This window comes from Xanthomonas sp. WHRI 10207 (assembly GCF_040202975.1).
Classification (GTDB): domain Bacteria; phylum Pseudomonadota; class Gammaproteobacteria; order Xanthomonadales; family Xanthomonadaceae; genus Xanthomonas.
In genome coordinates this window covers 771,572-791,811 of the sequence record NZ_JBEGDX010000002.1, presented here as the reverse complement: position 1 = coordinate 791,811, position 20,240 = coordinate 771,572, and the positions used below count along the sequence as shown (strand labels likewise).

General features: G+C 64.7%; 12 protein-coding genes and 1 other RNA gene. 6 read left to right on the top strand and 7 right to left on the bottom strand.

Annotation, left to right across the window (positions count from 1 at the left end; translation table 11 throughout):
• Window positions 1–249: 249 nt before the first annotated feature.
• The 6 genes from ABQU90_RS08990 to ABQU90_RS08965 form a co-directional block, all read right to left on the bottom strand.
• On the bottom strand, window positions 250–2,118 hold the full coding sequence (locus tag ABQU90_RS08990; RefSeq protein WP_115528725.1) for a methyl-accepting chemotaxis protein: 1,869 nt from the start codon (window positions 2,116–2,118) through the stop codon (window positions 250–252).
• Window positions 2,119–2,846: 728 nt separating this feature from the next.
• Window positions 2,847–5,285, bottom strand: coding sequence for a membrane-bound PQQ-dependent dehydrogenase, glucose/quinate/shikimate family (locus ABQU90_RS08985; protein ID WP_323522405.1), 2,439 nt, complete (start codon window positions 5,283–5,285; stop codon window positions 2,847–2,849).
• A gap of 1,069 nt (window positions 5,286–6,354) precedes the next feature.
• On the bottom strand, window positions 6,355–7,722 hold the full coding sequence (gene otsA / locus ABQU90_RS08980) for an alpha,alpha-trehalose-phosphate synthase (UDP-forming) (RefSeq protein ID WP_055848926.1): 1,368 nt from the start codon (window positions 7,720–7,722) through the stop codon (window positions 6,355–6,357).
• Window positions 7,719–9,497: a glycoside hydrolase family 15 protein gene (locus ABQU90_RS08975; protein WP_323522347.1), complete on the bottom strand. Its 1,779-nt coding sequence runs from the start codon at window positions 9,495–9,497 to the stop codon at window positions 7,719–7,721. The genes otsA and ABQU90_RS08975 overlap by 4 nt, the downstream gene beginning before the upstream one ends.
• A 40-nt stretch (window positions 9,498–9,537) precedes the next feature.
• On the bottom strand, window positions 9,538–10,302 hold the full coding sequence (otsB, locus tag ABQU90_RS08970) for a trehalose-phosphatase (RefSeq protein WP_323522348.1): 765 nt from the start codon (window positions 10,300–10,302) through the stop codon (window positions 9,538–9,540).
• A gap of 561 nt (window positions 10,303–10,863) precedes the next feature.
• Entirely contained in the window at window positions 10,864–13,299 is a 2,436-nt protein-coding gene (locus tag ABQU90_RS08965; protein ID WP_323522349.1) for a TonB-dependent receptor plug domain-containing protein, read from the bottom strand.
• A 317-nt stretch (window positions 13,300–13,616) separates the two neighbouring features.
• Here ABQU90_RS08965 and ABQU90_RS08960 point away from each other — a divergent pair, with 317 nt between their 5' ends.
• From ABQU90_RS08960 to ABQU90_RS08935, 6 genes are all read left to right on the top strand, one after another.
• Complete coding sequence (locus ABQU90_RS08960) at window positions 13,617–14,096, top strand: DUF3574 domain-containing protein (protein ID WP_055850323.1); 480 nt, start codon at window positions 13,617–13,619, stop codon at window positions 14,094–14,096.
• A 62-nt stretch (window positions 14,097–14,158) separates the two neighbouring features.
• A complete protein-coding gene (locus tag ABQU90_RS08955; RefSeq protein ID WP_407078772.1) occupies window positions 14,159–15,004 on the top strand; it encodes an XAC2610-related protein in 846 nt (281 codons plus the stop codon).
• A 151-nt stretch (window positions 15,005–15,155) separates the two neighbouring features.
• Window positions 15,156–15,234, top strand: a non-coding RNA gene (locus ABQU90_RS08950) — sX9 sRNA.
• A 240-nt stretch (window positions 15,235–15,474) separates the two neighbouring features.
• On the top strand, window positions 15,475–17,076 hold the full coding sequence (locus tag ABQU90_RS08945; protein ID WP_323522351.1) for a SulP family inorganic anion transporter: 1,602 nt from the start codon (window positions 15,475–15,477) through the stop codon (window positions 17,074–17,076).
• The gene (locus ABQU90_RS08940; RefSeq protein WP_323522352.1) at window positions 17,073–18,242 is read left to right on the top strand and encodes a lysozyme inhibitor LprI family protein; all 1,170 of its coding nucleotides are present in this window, start codon (window positions 17,073–17,075) and stop codon (window positions 18,240–18,242) included. Before ABQU90_RS08945 ends, ABQU90_RS08940 begins: the two co-directional genes overlap by 4 nt.
• A 256-nt stretch (window positions 18,243–18,498) precedes the next feature.
• Window positions 18,499–19,314 carry a DUF3014 domain-containing protein gene (locus ABQU90_RS08935; protein WP_323522353.1) on the top strand — a complete coding sequence of 272 codons (816 nt, stop codon included), beginning with the start codon at window positions 18,499–18,501 and terminating at the stop codon, window positions 19,312–19,314.
• Window positions 19,315–19,523: 209 nt separating this feature from the next.
• Here the strand turns inward: ABQU90_RS08935 and ABQU90_RS08930 are convergent, their stop codons facing one another.
• A complete protein-coding gene (locus ABQU90_RS08930) occupies window positions 19,524–20,231 on the bottom strand; it encodes a glutathione S-transferase (RefSeq protein ID WP_323522354.1) in 708 nt (235 codons plus the stop codon).
• Between the last annotated feature and the right edge of the window lie 9 nt (window positions 20,232–20,240).

Genomic DNA, 20,240 nt, shown 5'->3' with positions numbered 1-20,240 from the left:
CGCTTGCTTTGCGTAGGAGCGCACCTGGGCGCGATGGCGCGTTACCGATAAAGCTTCGTCGCGCCCAGGTGCGCTCCTACGAAGATTGGTTCATCTGTGGGGTGGCGCTTCGATTTGGCGTGTTGTTTGCGGCTGCGCGTGCCGGATCGAGGATGGAAGACACGCACGCTTGCTTTGCGTAGGAGCGCACCCGGGCGCGATGGGGCGTTACCGGTGATGCTTCGTCGCGCCCGGGTACGCTCCTACGATTTAGGCCGCCGCGTTTCCGAAACTTGCGCGCACTACATTCGAGTTGCCACTGTGCGCAGGCTGCAGGCGGAAGATCGAGACCGCATCGGCCAGTTCCACCGCCTGTTCTTCCAGGCTACGTGCGGCGGCGGTGGCTTCTTCCACCAACGCGGCGTTGCGTTGGGTGACCTCATCCAGTTGTGCGACGGTGCGATTGACCTGTTCGATGCCGCTGGACTGCTCGGCGCTGGCCGAGGTGATCTCGCTCATGATGTCGGTGACGTGTTTGACCGAGCCGACGATCTCGCGCATGGTCGCGCCGGCACGATGCACCAGCCCCGAGCCCAGCTCCACCTTGTCGGTGGAGTCGGCGATCAGCGTTTTGATCTCTTTTGCGGCATCAGCCGAGCGCCGCGCTAGTGCGCGCACTTCGGAGGCGACGACCGCAAAACCGCGGCCCTGTTCGCCGGCACGTGCTGCTTCCACTGCGGCATTGAGCGCCAGGATATTGGTCTGAAACGCGATGCCGTCGATGACGCCGATGATCTCCCCGATCTTGCGCGAGGCGGTGCTGATCTGACTCATGGTGGCGACCACATCGTCCATCACCTGGCCGCCGCTTTGCGCCACTTCACCGGTGCCCACCACCAGGCGGTTGGCCTGCAGCGCGCTTTCGGCATTCTGCTTCACGGTCGAGGTGAGTTCTTCCATCGAGCTTGCGGTTTCTTCCAGATTCGCCGCCTGCTGCTCGGTGCGTTCGGACAGATCGGTATTGCCGGCGGCGATTTCCACCGCAGCCTGGCGGATGGTGTCCGATGCAGTCTGGATGCCGCCGATGATTTCGGTCAGACGGGCGACGGTCTGGTTGGTGTCGTCGCGCAGACGCGCAAAGATGCCGTGCGCATCGCCGTCCACGCGCTGGGTGAGATCGCCTTCGGCCATCGCGCTGATGACGCGTGCCAACGCGGCCAGGTGGGTTTCCACCGAGTCGTAGATGCGGTTGATGCCTTGCGCCAGCGACAGCAGCACGCCATCCATGCCGTCGACCTGCATGCGGCGACTGAAATCGCCGGCCGATGCCGCATCGATGATCTGGATCAGCGCCTGCTCGGCGTTGACCTGCGCGGTGACGTCCATCCACTGCGCGATGGTGCCCAGCTTGGTGCCGTCGGCGGCGATGATCGGGCTGTACACAAAGTCGATCTGGCGCCCGAAGAACGGGGCGCGCACGGCCTTGGACGCGTTCAACGCGCGCATGCGGTCGATGGCGGCCTGGCTGTCCGGGTAGATGTCGCCGATGCTGCCGCCGACGAATCCTTCGGCATGGAAGCTGGGGCGGAAGCTCTGCACATCCGGCTCGATCAGCTTGAGCATCGCGAGCAGCTTGCGGTTGGCGAACAGCACCTGGCCGTCGTCGTCGGCGATGCGGATCATGGTGTCCAGATCGTCGAGTGCCTTGATCACGAACTGCCCGTGGCGCAGGCCTTGTTCCATCACGTCGATGCGGATGGCCAGCTTGTCCTGGGTCGCCTGCAACGTGCGCAGCAGCGGTGCCAGTTCACCGGAGGCGGTACGCGCGTCCAGGCGCTGAAAGCGGCCTTCGCCCAGCGCAGCGACGGCACTCACTGCCTGCTGCAGCTGCGCACTGCTGCGACGACGCGTCCACCACCACAGGCCGACGCTGGCCGCGCCGAGCACCAGCAGCGCCGGGAACAGCTTCGCGAAAGCACTACCGACGCCGCCGGGCACCAGCGTGGCGGCATAGAGCGTCAGCAACGCCAGCAGCGCGAGGTGTGCGGCAGCGGGCATCCATGCAGTCCAGGTGGTACGCGCAACGTTTGCGTCCGCCGGTGGGCGGGAAACGGGTGCGGCATCGTGTGAAGGCAACATAGGCTGAGTCCGACTAGTGTTCTGGGAAAGGGGGAACGGTGTGCGGCAGGAGTGGGCTGCAATGGGGTATCGGCGGCCGAGCCCGAATCATGATGGTGTGAAAGGACCGTTTGTCGGAATGCGTGCTGCGGACCACGTAAAAAGCTGATGTGGTTGATTTGGAAGCGTTTTCAGTTGCGGTGCGTATGTTTTGAGCAGCTCTCGGCTGCCCGGAATCGGTGTTCCTGGTTGTAAATTCCAAGTGAAATTAGGCTGTCGTGACGTCGCGCAATTCCGCGCTCCGATGGAATGCAGGTGGGCGGTTTGCTTCTCTCTGATCAGGCAGCGGCGACTAGCGCGCTTTGCACTGTTGCCGGTAGTCCGACATCGCGCTGAAATCGGAGCGAGCACAAACCACCGCCATGGCAGTGCACCGGGTGTCGGGAAATCGCAGCAGGAGAACTTGAAAGGCAGCGACCCGAAGAACTTCGGAAAGACCTCACTCCGACACGGCTCGGTGCGACGCCGATGGCCCGTCGGTCAAACCGCAGTTCCGGCACACCTGTCATGAGCGGATGCAACACCGTGCAATTCAGGCGTGCTGCCGGAACCACGGATTCCGACCGCACACCACATGCTCCACCCTTCTGGGCAACGACGATCCACCCAATCGACAGGCCGCGCCCATAAAAAAACCGGCCGTCTCGCGACGGCCGGTCTGTTGTGTCGCTGCCCAAAAGGTCTGGCGATTACTTCGCCGGTGCCGCTGGTGCAGCGTCCGGCAATGCCCAGGCGATGACGCTGTCGCCGGACTTGGTTTCCATGCGGTCGTGTCCACCCACGGCGGCCACGATGTACTGCTTGCCGTCGATGGTGTAGCTCAGCGGGGCAGCCTGCGGGCCGGCTGGGACGCGCGTCTCCCAGACCTGCTTGCCAGTGCGGGTGTCGAAGCCGCGCATGAAGTCGTCCAGGGTTGCGCCGATGAAGGTCACGCCGCCGGCGGTGGCCAGCGAGCCGCTGTTGTTAGGCGTGCCGATCTCGAACTTGGTCTTGGACGGGATGCCCATCGGGCCCTGGTCGTAGCCGGTGCCCAGCGGACGGCGCCACAGCACTTGCTGGGTGCGCAGATCCACACCGGAGATGTAGCCCCACGGCGGGGCCACGCACGGGGTGTTGAGCGGCGACATCCACGGCTCCTTGCGGGCGCCATAGGCCAGGCCCTTCTGCGCCATGTAGCCAGGGGTCTTGCTCTTGCCGTCGAACACCGACACGACGCCGAGTTCGTTCATTTTCTCGCGGGTATAGACCTGCAAGGTGTAGGGCAGGCGATTGCTGTTCATCACCATGATGCCGCGCTGCAGATCGACCGAGACGCCGCCCCAGTTGATGCCGCCGTGGTTGCCGGTGAACGCCAGCGAGCCTTGCAGCGTCGGCGGGGTGAACATGCCTTCGTAACGCAGCTGCTTGAACTGGATACGGCAGGCGAGCTGATCGAACGGCGTCATGCCCCAGGCATCGGATTCGATGATGGTTTCGACCTCGCGGCTGGGTGCACCCACGGTGTTGGGCATGCCCGGCGAGATCGGCTGGGTGGCAGCGGTCCAGTCGCCATGGTCGGTGCCTTGCGGCACGGCCATCTGCTTGACCGGCATCAACGGCGCACCGGTGGCACGATCCAGCACGAACACCTGGCCGGACTTGGTGGCCTGGATCACTGCGGGACGGGTGCCGCCGCCAGCGACCGGCCAATCGACCAGGTTCGGCTGCGGGCCGATGTCGTAATCCCACAGATCGTGGTTGACGGTACGGAAATGCCAGCGCTCCTTGCCGGTGGCCGCGTCCACGGCGACCAACGAGGCGGTGTATTCCTCATCCTGCGGGGTACGGCCCTTGCCGAAGAAGTCGCCGGACGCATTGCCGGTGGGCAGATACACCAGGCCCAGCTCGTCGTCGGCCGCCATCAGCGACCACACGTTCGGGGTCGAACGCGTATAGGTCTGGCCAGCGGGCGGTTCGGCGGTGATCGCCGGGTTGCCCAGATCCCAGGCCCAGCGCAGCTGGCCGGTGAGGGCATCGAAGCCACGCACCACGCCGGACGGCGCATCGCCTTCCTGACCGTCACGCACCTGGCCGGTCGGCTGGATCACCACGCCGCGCATCACCACCGGCGGCGAGGTCGGGCCGACGAAGCCCGGCTTGGTATTGCCGGTGCCGGCATTGAGGTCCACATAGCCGTTGTTGCCGAAGCTGGTGCACAGCTTGCCGGTCTGCGCGTCCAGCGCGCCGAGGCGACCATCGACCATCGGCCAGAAGATTCGCGTCGGGCAGTCGGCAGTGCCTTCCGGCGCCTGGTAGTACGACACGCCACGGCAGGTGGTGGCGGCCACACCGGCCATCGCCTTGGGGTTGGTCTGCGGGTCGAAGCGCCAGCGCTCCTTGCCGTTGGCCGCTTTCACCGCAATCACCTTCTGGGTCGGGGTGCAGATGTACAGCAGGTCGCCGATCTTGAGCGGGGTGTTCTGGAAGGCGTAGCCCAGCTTGGAATCCTTCGGCTTCAGATCGCCGGTATGGAATTCCCAGGCCACCTTGAGGTTCTTCACGTTGTCCGGGGTGATCTGCGCGCCGGGGGTGTAGTGATTGGACAGGTTGGAACCGGCATACGCGGTCCAGTTGCTGGCGTCGTGATTGGCCGCGACATTGCCGTCCGGGCTGGGCACGCTGCCGCGACTGAAGGCGGTGGCGTTGTCGGCCGGCTGCTTGGATGCGTCGGCCAGCTCCACATTGCGCGGCATAAACAGCGGCCACAGAATCAGCGCTGCGCCCAGGATCGGCAGCACGCCGGTCACCACGACATAGCCTGCGCCGGACAACGGCTGCATGCGCCGACGCGCCACGCCCCAGAACGGCAGCAGTACCAGGCCCAGCACCGACATCCAGGCCAGACGCGGAACCAGGCCCCAGCCATCCAGACCCACTTCCCACAGCGCCCACGCGATGGTGGCGGCCAGCGTGGCGCCAAACAGCCACAGGCCGGCACGCTTGCCCAGCGCCAGCAACACGCCGGCCAGCAGCAGCGCAATGCCCGCGAGCAGGTAGTACCAGGAACCGCCGACAGCGACCAGACGGCCGCCTTCGTAGGCGAGCACCGCACCGAGCACGGCGATCACCACTGCATAGGCCACCAGCAACCAGGTGCCTAGCCCACGTTTTGAGGATTGATCAGTCATTTTGAGATATCAGGAAGGACTTGGGCGGCATGCACCGGCGACAAGTCGTGGAGGGAGAGAGGTCGTCCGTTGGCAAAGGCTGCCGACGACCTTGGATATGAACGCGCAGCCCCTCCCAGGGTCCTCAGCGCTAATCATGTGAATATTTTAGACCCCTGAGCGCCGCCTGTCCGTGACGGAATAGGAACCACCGTTCCAACCTGCAGCTCGGATGTACTGAATTTGCGTGGAATTTGAGCAGTGCAGCGAAGGACGCTGACATTTTCGGTTGATGCGCGGTGGCGCCTGACGAGTGATGCACGCGAGAGGCGCTGTCGCTTTCGAATTGCTTTTTTTGTTCGGCTTGCTCTGCATTGGCCTTGCCGTTGCTTTGCTTAGCTCAGTTTTTTGCTCTTGACTCACCCAGTCGCCTTAAAGCAAGCCGAGCACCGCAGTCATGCGTGGCCGAAGAGGCCACCCGCGCCTGAAGGGCGTGGAAGCCTTTGACTTCGCTGTGCCCTAGAGCGCTGTGGCTTAAAGCTGTGCTTGAAATTCCCGCATGGCTACAAGTGCACCTGCCGGAAATCCCTTGTAACCGTACCCTCATCCGCCCTTCGGGCACCTTCTCCCGGAGGGAGAAGGGAATGCATGCGGAGAGTTTGAGCGCCGTGCCGCGCATGGCGAAGAGCGCAGGGCACCGGTGCGGCCGTATCGCGCCGGATTGCGTCAGGCGACGGCGTTTGAAGCCGGGATTTGGGATTTGGGATTGGCAAAAAAATGCGGGCACTTCAGCACCACGGTGAATCCAGAGCACAGTGCTCAATCCAGAGTACGTCGCTCGCTCCAAAGCACAGCGCTCAAGCCAGGGCTGCGACAGTCCATCGAGCACAATGTCGGATTGCTCGCGTGACTGACGTACCCTCATCCGCCCTTCGGGCACCTTCTCCCGGAGGGAGAAGGAAATGCAGGCGGCGAGTTCGGGCACTTACTTCCGCAGGGAAAAGGGCATGCATACAGCGCGTTTGGGCACCGTCTCCGGCAGGGAGAGGGGTTAGGCGTCTGCCAGCGCCTGCAGGTAGCGCTGGCGCCAGTGGTTGATGTTGTTCTTGCGCAGATGATCCATCATCGCCCGCCACCGCTCGATACGTGTTGCCAACGGCATGCTGGCTGCCGTCGCAATGGCATCTGCCACACCGTCCAGATCGTGCGGGTTGACCAGCAGCGCTTCCTTCATTTCGTCCGCCGCGCCGGCCAGCAACGACAGCACCAGGACACCGGGATTTTCAGGGTCCTGCGCGGCCACAAATTCTTTGGCGACCAGATTCATGCCATCGCGCAATGGCGTTACCAGGCCCACCGATGCGGCCCGATAGAAACCAGTCAATGTTGCATGGCTGAAGTTCTGGTTGACGTAGCGCAGCGGCGTCCAGTCCGGCCCCGCATGTCCACCATTGATGTGGCCGGCGATCTGTTCCAGCTGCCCGCGTAATTGACGATATTCGGTGACATCGCCGCGCGATACCGGTGCGATCTGCAGATAGGTCAGGCTGCCGGATTGATCCGGGTAGCGCTCCAGATAACGCTCGAAGCCCTGGAAGCGTTCCGGCAGACCTTTGGAGTAATCCAACCGGTCCACGCCGATGGCCAGCTGCCGCCCGCGTAGACTCTCGCGCAGATCGCGCACGGCTTGCTTGCTGACGGATGCTTTTGCCTGATTGGCAATCAGATCGGTGTCGATACCGATGGGGAACGACGAGGCAGTGAAGCGCCGCCCGCCCGGGCCTTCGACCAGATCGCCGTCCAGAATGCGGCCGCCACCGAACAGGCGCACATAGGCCTTGAAGCGCTCGGCATCGCGTTGGGTCTGGAAGCCGACCAGATCGTAGGCATAAAAGGTACTGAACAAGCGTGCGTGATCGGGCATCGCCTGCATCAAATCGGCCGATGGCATCGGCACATGCAGGAAGAAGCCCATCTTGCAGCCCACCCCCAGCTCGCGCAGCATCGCGCCCAGCGGGATCATGTGGTAATCGTGAATCCACAAGGTGTCGCTGTCTTTCAGCAGCGGCGCGAGTTTTTCCGCGAACAGGCGATTGACGCGCAGGTAGCCTTCGCGCTTGGCGCGGTCGTAATCGACCAGGTCCAGCCGGAAGTGCAGCAACGGCCACAACGTGCGATTGGCAAAGCCGTTGTAGTACGAGTCGATGTCGCGCTTGTTGAGGTCCATGGTGACGAAGGTGATGTCGCCTTCGGTTTGCTCGTGCATGCCGCCGCTGTCGCCACGCGCGGTCTTGCCGCTCCAGCCGAACCACATGCCGCCGCGCTCCTTGAGCGCTGCCAACAACCCGACTGCAAGGCCGCCGGCACGGTTTTCGCCGGGCACTGCAACACGATTGGATACCACCACCAAACGACTCATGACGCCTCCTGCCAGCTCCGCGACAAGCGCATCGCTGCGATGATCAAACCGACATGCGAATAGGTCTGAGGGAAGTTGCCCCAGGCTTCGCCATCTTCGAACGATAGGTCTTCCGAGAGCAAGCCGAGGTGATTGCGGCGCGACAGAATGCGCTCGAACAATTCACGTGCCTCGTCCTTGCGGCCGATGGAGGCCAGCGCATCGATGTACCAGAACGTGCAGATGGTGAAGCTGGTTTCCGGCTCGCCGAAGTCGTCGGGCGCGATGTAGCGATACAGCGCATCGCCATGTTTGAGCACCCGGCCGACCGCTTCGACCGTGCGCACGAAGCGGCTGTCATCGGCATCCACGATGCCGATGTCGGCCAGCAACAGCAGCGACGCATCCAGACGATGGCCACCGAACGTGTCGGTGAAATGACCGCGTTCTTCGCTCCAGGCTTCGGACAACACGCGCTCGCGAATGCTGTCTGCGCGCTGCTGCCAATACACGCTGCGCTCGGGCAACGCCAGTCGGTCAGCGATCTTCGACAAGCGATCGCACGCGGCCCAGCACATCGCGGCGGTGTAGGTGTGCACTTCGGCACGACCGCGGAATTCCCACAGGCCGGCGTCGGGCACGTTGTGCAGCGCATAGGCGCGCTCGCCCAGCGGTTCGAGCCGGCGGAAGGTGTCGGCGTCGCCTTGATCCTTCAGGCGCAGATCGAAGAACAATTGCGTCGAGGCCAACACCACGCTGCCATAGACATCGTGCTGTTGCTGGATCCACGCCAGGTTGCCGCGCCGCACCGGGCCCATGCCACGGTAGCCATCCATCGTGTCGACTTCATGCTCTTCCAGCTGCGATTCGAAGCCGATGCCGTACAGCGGCTGCAGGGTGCCGTCGGCGGTGGCGATGTTGAAGATGTAGCCGATGAACTGCTCCATCGTGCGCGTGGCGCCCAGCCGGTTGAGCGAGCGCACCACGAACGCGGCGTCGCGCAGCCAGCAATACCGGTAATCCCAGTTGCGCGGGGTATTCGGCGCTTCCGGAATGGACGTGGTCATCGCGGCGATGATGGCGCCGCTATCTTCGTACTGGCACAGCTTGAGCGTGATCGCGCTACGGATCACCGCTTCCTGCCAGTCCAGCGGAATGGACAGATAGCGCACCCATTCGCGCCAATATTCTTCGGTGCGTTCCTGCGCTTCCTGCACATAGCCGGTGAGCGAGCGGGTCAGCGATTCGTCCACGCCCAGCACCAGACTCACCGGGTGGCTGAGCACGAACGGCAAGCCGTCGCGCACGAAGCGCACCGGCACGTCGGTGGTCAGGCGCAAGGTGAATTCCGGCAACACCCAGCGGATATGGTTGCTGCCCCAGGTGGTATCGGGCGTACGGCCACCCCAGTCGGCGAGCGGGCGTGCGCGCACCACGATGCGCGGGTTACCAGCGAGCGGGCGAATCTGCCGAATGATGCTGACAGGCCGGTAAAAACGGCCGTTATTGCGCCAGCGCGGTGCGAAGTCGATGACTTCCACTTCGCCACCGTGGCTATCGCGCAAGACGGTGCGCAGCACGGCAGTGTTGGGCAGGTAGTGCTGCTCACTGCTGACGAAGTCTTCCAGCTCCACCGCAAAATCGCCGCCTTCGGTCTTGGGCGACAGCAAGCTGCAAAAGGCCGGGTCGCCGTCGAAGGCGGGCAGGCAGCTCCACACCACGCGTGCCTGCCGATCGACCAATGCGCCAAAGCTGCAATTGCCGATGACGCCCAGATCCAGGTTTGGCTCGGTCATGAGGTGCAAACGATCCTGTAAGTAGCGAAAGGAAGCGCGCCTACGGTGATGCGTGGCGCGCGTTGTGGTGCAGCCACGCATGCACAGCGGCAGTGCCGTCGACGCGAAAACGCGCGCTGGTCTGTGCGCGATCGCCGACCAGAATGCTCCAGCCGCCTAAGCGATTGGCCGCTTCGAAGCCGAATTCGTCGGTGAGGTCGTCGCCGACGAACACCGGCGTGCGGCCTGCAAATGCGGCGGTCTGCATCAGTTGTTCGACGGCCAGGCCCTTGTTGCTGCCTTCGGGTACGAATTCCACCACGTGGTCGCCCGGCTGCAGGCGATAGCCGGAGAGCTGGGCGATTTCGTCCTGCGCAAAGGCCAACACATCAGGGCCGGCGTCCGGTTGCGCGCGCCAATGCAGCGCAACGCTGACGCCTTTGTCTTCGACCAGCACGCCTGCGTGTTTATGTGTCAGCGCCGCAGCGCGTTGATGCAGGCCATGCAGGAATGCAGAAGTGTCCTGCGGCATGGCGGCACGTGCGGCAACATCGCTGCGCAACTCATGCCCATGCAGGCCGGCGGCCGGCAGCAGCAGTGGTGCGAACAAGGCATCGAGCTGTGCGAGCGGACGACCGCTGACCAAGGCGATGGCGCCTTTGAGGCGCTCGCTCAGCTGGACAATTGCTTCGCGTACCTCGGGCAATAGCCGCACGGCCTCGGGGCTGTCGGCAAAGTCGATCAGGGTGCCATCCACGTCCAGAAACAATGCGCAGGCATCGTCCAGCAATGGCGGCGACGGAAGGGGGGAGTGCGCGTCTGCCATTACGCTAGTGTGCGCAAATCGGTGTGAGATTCAGGTTATGGAACGGCGGTGAGTGTTGGTAGACACATGCAACTGCCTATCCTTCTCCCCTCGGGAGAAGGTGGCGCGTAGCGCCGGCTGAGGCGACGTGCGAAGCCTCGTGCAGTTGGAAGGACACGGGAGCTTCGCCCGTACCCTTACTCCAACCCCTCTCCAGCAGGAGAGGGGCTAAAGCGGTAGCCGCAGTGTTCTTCCCTTCTCCCTCGGGAGAAGGTGGCGCGTAGCGCCGGATGAGGGTACGTGCGAAGCCTCGTGTAGTTGGAAGGGCACGGGAGCTTCGCCCGTACCCTCACCCCAACCCCTCTCCCGCAGGAGAGGGGATAAAGCGGTAGCCGAAGTGTTCTTCCCTTCTCCCTTCGGGAGAAGGTGGCGCGTAGCGCTGGATGAGGCGACGTGCGAAGCGTCGTGCAGTTGGAAGGACACGGGAGCTTCGCCCGTACCCTCACCCCAACCCCTCTCCCGCAGGAGAGGGGCTAGAGCACGCTCCTGAGGGGAAAGAGGGTTTGCAGCCTGCGCTGTTGCTCAGAAGGTATACCGCACCCGCCCATACCAGTACGCGCCATTGCTGCCGATCGGCGAGAGCACGTCGTAGGGCAGGTTGCCGAAGTAGGCGATATCGTCGATGGAGCGGTCCGAATAGTTGTCCAGGATGTTCTGCCCGCCGATGGCCAGCGTCCACTGTGTGCCCAGGTGATATTCGGCTTCCAGATCCAGCTGCCATTCGGCGCCATAGGTCTGGCGTGGGACGAAACCGCCTCCGAAGTCGAACACGCGTGTGGCGCTGCCATAGCGGTTCACGCGCGTCTGCAGGTTCCAGTGTTGGTTGCTCCAGTTGGCGGCCAGCGCGGCACGCGTGCGTGGTGCCGCATCAGTGAGCGTGTTGCTTTCTTCCACGCCAAACAGCACGTAGTCCGGGTTCAATGCCAGCAATTGCGCGGGCGTTGCGATGATGTTTTCCAGCTCGGTCTTGGCATAGCTGTAGGTGCCGGTCAGCAGCAGGTCGCCGCCAAAGGCGTACTGGCGCCAGTTGGCGACCAGCTCGGCGCCGCGGGTGCGAGTGTCGGCGGCGTTGAGGAAATAGCTGGCGCTCTGCACGCCGGTAACGCCGAAGTTCTGCTGCACGAAGCTGGTCAAGGCGTCGCCGGTGATGTCTTCGGACAGCGCGATGCGGTCGTCGATATCGATCTGGAAAAAATCCAGCGACAGGTCGAAGTGATCGCCCAGCTTGCTGGTGAAGCCCAGGCTGTAGTTGACCGACTTTTCCGGCTTGAGATCGGTGGCGCCGAGGGCGCGGGCGATCGGGTTATTGACCGACAGCAAGCGGCCCTGGGTCAGCCGGCCGGCGGCGTCGTAACCGGTGGAAGTGGCTTCGTAACCGATCTGGCTGAGCGATGGCGCGCGCACGTTGTTGGAGATGGCGCCACGCAGCGCGAATGCCGGGGCGAACGCATAGCGCGCGGCCAGTTTACCGGTCCATTGGCTGCCGAAATCCTGGTAATGCTCGTAGCGACCGGCCAGGTCGGTGGAGAACTTTTCACCGAACTGGCTGGAGACGTTGGCATAGGCGCTGGCGACATTGCGCGACAGATCGGCTTCGTCCTGCGGGGTGAGCCCGCCGCCGGCCTGCGAGCCGGTGGGGCGATCGGTGAACGGGCCGGCGGCATAGCTGGCCGGGTCGCCGGCATGGGTGCGGTATTGCTCGCGGCGGAATTCGGCGCCGGTGCCGAAGGTATGGGTGGCGCCGGCAATGTCGAACACGCGGGTCAGATCGAAATTCCCCACGGTCTGCGCAAACGCAAAATCACCGGTCTTGAACGCAGTGGTACTGCCCGGGCCGAGCGAGGCGTTGAGCGAGTTGCGCAGGCGGTAGGTGAAGTCGTTACGGCCGTAGTTGACGCTGGCGTCGTAATCCCAGTTGCCCCACTGCCCACGTGCGCCGGCGACAAGTTGCAGATCGCGATTTTCGCCTTCGGAAATCGGCCGGTAGCCGTCGGGGTAGATCTCGCGCCAGTTGGCGCTGCTGTCGGGGTAACGGAAGTAATTGGCGCCTTCGGTGTCGCGCTGGTTGTACGTACCGAAGGCGTAGAACTCGCCGCTGGCGCTGAAGGGAATCTTGGTGTTGAGCCAGGCGTTCAGGCCCTTGGTGGCGCCGTCGCCGAGCACGTAATTGCGCCGGCCGGCCAGGGCCAGGTTGTCCGAGGTCTGCTCTTCGAACGACGGGATCTGATCGAAGCCGGCGCGGTTGGTGGCTTCGCGATTCTTCAATTCCAGGCCGACCTTGAAGAAGCCGCCGTCATCGCCCAGCAGCGAGCCGACCTTGGCGCTGGCGTAACTGGTCTGGCCGTCGGTGACGCGGCGATCGATCGGCGCCACATCGGTGTTGTAGGCGCCGAAGCTGGCTTCCAGTTCGCCGCGCTCAGGGTTGTCGTCCAGGATCACGTTGATGACACCGGCAATGGCATCGGAGCCGTACTGCGCGCCGGCACCGTCGCGCAGCACTTCGATGCGCTTGATTGCGTTGATCGGGATGGAGTTGAAATCCACCGGCGTGGTGCCCTTGCCGATCTTGCTGTCGGTATTGACCAGTGCCGAGGTGTGGCGGCGCTTGCCGTTGACCAGCACCAGCACCTGATCGGGCGAGAGCCCGCGCAGCTGCGCGGCGCGGATGTGGTCAGCGCCGCCGGAATTGGACTGACGCGGGAAATTGAACGACGGCAGCAGCGCCTGCAGCGCGCTGCCCAGCTCGCCGTTGACCACGCCGGCCTTGCGGATGTCTTCGGCTGTGAGCACGTCCACCGGAACCGTCGATTCCAGCACGGTGCGGTCGCTGGCGCGGGTGCCGGTGACGATTACCGTGTCCAGGGTGGTGGCGCCGGTATCGGCCTGCTGAGCCTGCGCGTTGGCGCTCAATGCAGCGGCCACAGCCAGGCCGATCATCGAAAGGGTGGGGCGGGTCATGCTCTCTCTCCTGCAACTGCAAACGCGCCGCAGGGCCGGCGTCCGGCCGGACTGGTGCGCAAGGGGTCGGACTGTTCCACATTCATCCGGATGGAGAGATGTTATCGCGTTGTTCAGGCCTGCGCGAGATAGCGCGGTGCGCGCCCCTGCATGTGCTGATAGCGCGGCCGCATGAGCGCCAGCGCCACTGGCGTAACGCCCGCAGCAGTGCCGCTCGTACACTGGTTGCATGACGCCCGCCACTGCGCGCGCCGACTGCGGCGTGCCACCTGTGTATCGCTGTTTTTTTAGTCCCCCTGAAACCGTTGGAGAACTCGATGAAGTTGCTGCCGTCCGTGTTGATCGCCGCCGTGCTGGCGTTGTCTGGTTGCGCCACCATGCCGGGCAAGACGCCCGCTGCGGCGACTACCACCGCCAGCATGCAGGGCGATGCGCAACGTCCCGGCGATGCGCGTGGCTGGATTCGCAGCGAGCTCTACTTTGGCGTGGGCGAAGAGACCGGCCCCGCCGATCGTCCGCAGACCCGCACCATCGACGAGACGCAGTGGCGCGCGTTCCTGGACAAGGAAGTAACCCCACGCTTCCCGGATGGGCTGACGGTGTTCGATGCCTACGGCCAGTGGCTGTTCCGCGGCGCCAAGGAGCCGAACCGGCTCGGCACCAAGGTGCTGGTGATCCTGCATGAAGACACCCCGCAGCGGCGCAACGACATCGAAGCGATTCGGCTGGCCTGGAAGCAGGCCACCGGGCATCAGTCGGTGTTGTGGTCGCGGCAGGCGGTGGATGTGTCGTTCTGAGCCGCGCGGTGCGCATGCGCGAGATGCAAGGGCGCGACGGGCTGCGTCCCGATAGCGCGGCCATGCGCGTGGCACTGGGCGCAGCGCTCGGCCTGCTGGGGTTTGCCGCGGCGGCAGACGACGGCCAGGTGCAGGTGGCGATCGATGCGACGACGCACGCAACCGCCAGCCTGGTGGGTGCGCGCCTGCACGTGGTGCTGTCGCCGGGCGGCAGCGAGCAGTGGCTGGACGCCAATGTGGATGACGGCGAGGGCGGCGGTAGCGTCCGAAGCGACGACTACAACTTCGATGGGCACCGCGATCTTGCGGTCACCGCGATGCTGGGCCAGGTCAACGAGGCGACGTTGGTGTTCCTCTTCGACCCGGTGCAACGGCGCTTCCGGCCACTGGCGGCGCCCACGCGCCCGGCGGTGCAGTGCGACGGGTTGTGGAATCTGACCCCCGACGCCAAGGACCGCAGTCTGACCAGCGCCTGCCGCAGTGGGCCGATGTGGTACAGCGACCAGTATCGCTATGCCAGCGATGGCCGGCTGTATGTGTATCGCTCGCAGCAACCGATCGAATCGCCAGACATCCAGTCGCTGCTGGGGCGCGATGGCGACGACGCCTATCCGCTGTCGGTGTGGTCCATCTTCGACGCGCGTGGCGGTGTGGTCGCTACCGCCATCGGCGAAACGCTGGAGTCGCCGATGCCGGTGCAACTGCGGGTGCAGGTGGCCCGGCTGCCCTTGTATGCCACGCCAACCGCGTCCAGTACGCGGCGGTATCTGGTGCAGGGCGATCGCGCCGATGCGCTGGATGTCAGCGCGGATGGCATGCGCATCAAGCTGCGTTACCGCAGCGCCACGGCGGGCGAGGTGGTGGGCTGGGTGGCGGTGGATGCCGCTTCCGCTGGCAGCGGGCAATAACCGGCGCCGGATGCCATGTGGGCGCGGTCGGCATCTTGAATCGGTTGTGGCATCCGTTCTGTGTCGCCGCCGGCATGCTGTGCGTGGTCGCCTGAGCGCTGCTAAGAGCGGCCAACAGCACTGTTACGCAGTCGCCAGCCGGGCGCAGCGAGTGCCCGGCACTCGTACACTGCGGCTCCGAGTGCGCCGTCCATATCCGCCTGACGACTGCTCGCTACGTTTTGTTGGCCGCTGCTAAGAGCCGTTGTTGGTGAGGTCGGATCGCATTGCTTGCGCGCGCGTCGAACTGCGCGCACGCGAGACGCGCGCGCTGCCGTGTCGCATGTCGCGGTGCTCCATCGGCATGCGTAGGCGCTTGCCGATGGCCGTGTTCCCCATCCCATGCGCGCCAACACCCCGTTCCACCGGTCCGCTGTCACCGGTGCCGGGCAGCGGCTACCATCGCCTGTCCCCACGTCTTGCAGACCTCCATGTCCGCTCCCTCTTCGCGTCCTGCGGCCTCGCCGCGCTGGTTCGTCGCCGGCGACCTCAACGGCTTCTTCGGCCTGGTCGTCGACAACCTCTCCATTCTTGGCTTCATCTCGGCGGCGCTGATCGGGATATTTCAGTTTCCGGCCGAGGTGGTGTTCGGGCGCATGTTTCCCGGCACTGCGTTCGGGGTGTTGGTGGGCAACCTGCTCTACACCTTGATGGCGCGGCGGCTGGCCGCACGCACCGGGCGCGACGACGTTACCGCGATGCCGCTGGGCCTGGATGCGCCCACCAGCATCGGCATGGCGTTGCTGGTGCTGGGCCCGGCGTTTGCCGGCTTCAAGGCGCAAGGGCTGGACCCGCAGGCGGCGGCAATCGCCACCTGGAAACTGGGCATGGCCGCACTGGTGGTGATGGGCCTGCTCAAGCTGGTGCTGTCGTTCGTTGGCGAGGCGGTGACGCGTGCGCTGCCGCGCGCAGCCTTGCTCGGGTCGATTGCCGGCATCGCGCTGGTGCTGATGGGCCTGTTGCCGTTGCTGGAGACGTTGCGTTCGCCGGTGGCCGGCTTCGTCACCCTGGGACTGCTGCTGTACGTGCTGTTGGCCAAGGGCCGCCTGCCGACCAAACTGCCGGGCGTGCTGGTGGCGTTCGTGATCGGCACGGCTCTGTATTACGGGCTGGGACTGACGGGCCTGGGTGCGCCGGGTTTTGCGGTGCCTGCGTGGACCGCGCCGCAGATCGTGCTGCCGCTGCCGAATCTGGGCTTTATCGAAGGACTGCCGGCGACGGTGACCTACCTGCCGTTGCTGCTGCCGTTCGGCCTGTTGATGGTGGTGGGCGGCATCAATGTCAGCGAAAGCGCGCGCGCGGCCGGCGACGACTACCGCACCCGCGACATCCTGCTGGTGGAGGCGCTGGCCACATTGGTGGCCGGCGTGTGCGGCGGCGTGGCGCAGACCACGCCGTATATCGGCCAGCCTGCGTATAAAAACATGGGCGCGCGCACCGGCTACACCTTGCTCACCGGCCTGTTTGTCGGCATCGGCGGCATGCTCGGGGTGATCAGCGGGCTGGTGCAATGGCTGCCGCTGGCGGTACTGGCACCGATCATCGTGTACGTGTCCATCGACATCACCACACAGGCGTTTCAGGCCACGCCCAGGCACCACGCCGGCGCGATGGTGCTGGGGTTTCTGCCGTCGGTGGCGTACCTGCTGACCATCAAGGCGCCGGGCTGGATCGCGCCGGAGCAACTGGTGGTGTTGACCACGAAGGTGGATGGCCATGGCCTGCCGGAGCTGGCGGTAATCTTCGCGCTGGGCAATGGGTTCATCATCACTGCGATGCTGTGGATCGCCACGGTGGCGGCGATGATCGATGGCCGGCTACGCCGCGCTGCGGTGTTTCTGCTGGTCGCTGCGGGCTTGACGCTGTTCGGCCTCATCCATTCGGTGGACCCACGTGGCGGCATCTATCTGCCCTGGTCGCTGCAGGGTCTGGCCCGGGCGATCAGTTGGCAATTTGTCGGCGCCTACGTCGCGCTGTCGGTGACGTTGCTGCTGCTGTCGCTGCTGCCGGCACGCAAGGAGGCAGTGCAATGAAGCATCACGCGCGTGTCGGTCGACTGCTGCTTGGCGGCGCGCTGGTGCTCAGCGCCAGCACTACGTGGGCGGCCTCGTTCGACTGCAAACAGGCCAGTACGCCGGTAGAAAAACGTATCTGCGCGGTGCCTGCACTCGGTCTGCTGGACGATCAACTGGATGAAAGCTACCAGGCGCTGATGCAAACGACGCCGCGCGCTGCGGTGGCCGGTGTGCGCGAGCAACAGCGCGCCTGGCTGCGGCAGCGCAACGCCTGCGCGCAGGACGCCAAGCCGGACGGCTGCCTGCAGCGTAGCCTCAGCGCCAGAGCCGATGTGCTGGCCAAAGCGCTCACCGCGCAGCAACAGGCGCTGGACCGCATCATCGCCAGCATCCCCGGCAATCCTGCCGAGGCCGCGCGGCAGTTGCAGGCCTACGATGCGCCGTTGGCTTCGGCATGGCTGGCATATCTGCATCAGTTCGTCCCCGCCGCCGGTGTGGACGCCGCGTTGGCGAACGCGCGCTTTGAAAGTGCGCGCAAGGCCCTGCGCAAGATCGATGACTTTGCGGCGTCGTTGCTGGATGACGCTGCCGGCACGCCGGCAACGCCACAGCCCGAACGCGTGCTCACGCTATTGCGCATGTGGATCGAGCAAGACGGCAGCGGAAATCGGCCCTATGTGCACTGCTTCATTTTCGCGGCGGTGGGTGAGCCTGCGTACGAGGCATTCGGGCCGCTGTATGGCTCCACGCGCGACTCGTTTGCCCCGGTGTGCGAGCCGCCGGGTGGGTTGTTTGCGCTGGCCAGCTGGAAGCAGCTGGACGATGGGTTCGACTCCTTGATCGAAGCCTTGAGCAAGGACGCCGGCACCATCCGCTATGCCAGCTACGCCGAGTGGGGCGTGATTGCGCTGCGCGCATCGGTGTCGCCGCTGTTGTACCTGCAACCGGCTTTGCGCAAGCGCTATGGCGATGATCCGGACCAGGCCATCGCCTCCTGGGACGGCGATGACAGCGAGTGGCCGGCAGCAGACCGCAAGGCGGTGCGCGCGCTGTTGCCCAAGGTGCGCGCGGATACCGCAGCGTGGCTGGTGCGCGAAAAAAAGCTGCCTGCAAAACAGGCCGATCAGGCTGCCGCCGCGATCGTGGCGGCCTGGGTGAATGCGCGCTTGGACTTCGCCAATTGAGCGCGGTTTGCCGTACGTGGCGCGTCGTTTTTGGCGTTAGCGCTGCGTCGTGTGTGGTTTGAGCCGGATCTGCGGCGGGCGCGTGGCTGCCTGATGCCTGCGCGCCGATCAGGCGCTTGCTGCCTCGCGTGCGTGACGCTGTCTCGCCTCGGCATGCGCCCGCACGGTCGATGAATGCGCTGCGGCCCCACATTGATGGAACCACCGCACCATCTCATGGTCACACCCTGATGTTGTCGATGTCAGGAGTTCCATGATGCAAACCAAGTCCTCGCGCTGGCCGTGGCTGTTGGCGGTGCCGCTCGTTGCCGGCGCCGCCTGGTGGCTGTTCCGCGGGCCGTCCGATCCATCTGGTGCGATGCCCGCGCCCATCAGCCAGACCGCCAGCGCGGTGGCTGCCGCCGTCGCGCCGTCCCCGCCTGCACCCGCCGTGCCGCGCCACCCGGTGCAGACGCCATCGCCCGATGCCGCAGATGCGGCGATTCCGGCATTGGCGCAGAGCGACGCTGCCGCATGGCAAGCGCTGTTGGACCTGGTGCAGCAGGACGACGCGCTGTCGATCGTGCTGCGCGGGCATCTGATCGAACGCGTGGTGGTGATGGTCGACAACCTCACCCAGCCCAGTATCAGCCGTCGCGCCTCGGTGTTGCAGCCGGTGCCGGGCGAACTGCAGGTCGCCAGCGCAGCCGATCGCAGCGTGATCGACCAGGCCAACGCAGCACGCTATGCGCCGTATGTCGCCGCGTTTACCAGCGTGGATGCGCAGGCGCTGGTGGGGAGTTATGTGCGCTTCTATCCATTGTTTCAGCAGGCCTATGCCAACCTGGGCGCGCCGGACCGTTACTTCAACGACCGCGTGATCGATGTGATCGATCATCTGCTGCGCACGCCGGAGCCGCGCCAGCCAATTGCGGTCGTGCGCGATGCGCGTGGCCGCTATCTCTTTTTGGATCCCGCGCTGGAATCTGCGTCGGTCGGGCAGAAGGCACTGCTGCGGCTGGGGCCAACCCATGCTGCCGCAGTGAAGGTGCAGTTGCAGGCCATTCGCACAGCGTTGTTGCAGGGACGTTGAGGCTGGCGGTTCGGGTGCGTCGAAATCCAAGGCCGCATTTGTGCGCCTTGGATGGGCGATATCTGGGAACGCGTAACGGTGCGCAATGACGCGGGCAAATCGCGGTGGCACCTAACGCGCAGCGAAAGCGACTTGCGCGCGTCAGCCGTGAATTGACCGAAATTGAAGCTGACCGGCACACGCGCGCTGCGTGATGCCGGTGGCATCGCTTATGCCGCGTCCAGTTCCGGATAGTGGCGGAAGATGCCGTTGGTGTTGAACGCCACGCGGCGCTCGGATGCGAGATACGCGGCAATGCGCGGGCGCTCGGCCACGCGCTGCTGCAGGGCTTTTAGCCCCGGCAACGTCTTCGACAACGTCGCCATGCGCTTGGGGAACATGTACTCCAGGCCGCTGATCAGCTGAAACAGCGATAGATCCACGTACGAATGGGTGCCAAGCACATGCGTGCCGCCTGCCTGTTGCAGCACTTGCTCGAAATAACCGAGGAACTTGGGCAGCCGGTTGTCACGCAGATCCTGGGCGCGTTTGGCCGCTTCGGCTTGTTGATCTTCGTAGTACAGCCCGACGCCGATGGGATGATGGGTGTCGTGCACTTCAGCCACCAGGTCGGCAATGGTCATCTGTAACTGCAATGCCTGCAGGCGCTGCGCCTCTGACTCTGGGACCAGCTGCAATTGCGGGCCAATGACATGCAGGATGGCTGCCACCTGCGAAACCACCACCTCGCCCGCACGCAGAAACGGCGGTGCGAATGGGTATGCACCAGCGTGCTTGCCTTCCAGGAAATCGGTCATGACCTCGTCGCCGTCGATGCGTGCTACGTCGGTGTAGCTGGCGCCGGCATCTTCCAATGCCAGGCGGACGAATTCGCCGCGGCCTTGCAGGCCGGTCCAGTAATAGAGCTGATAGTGCATGCGCTGCTC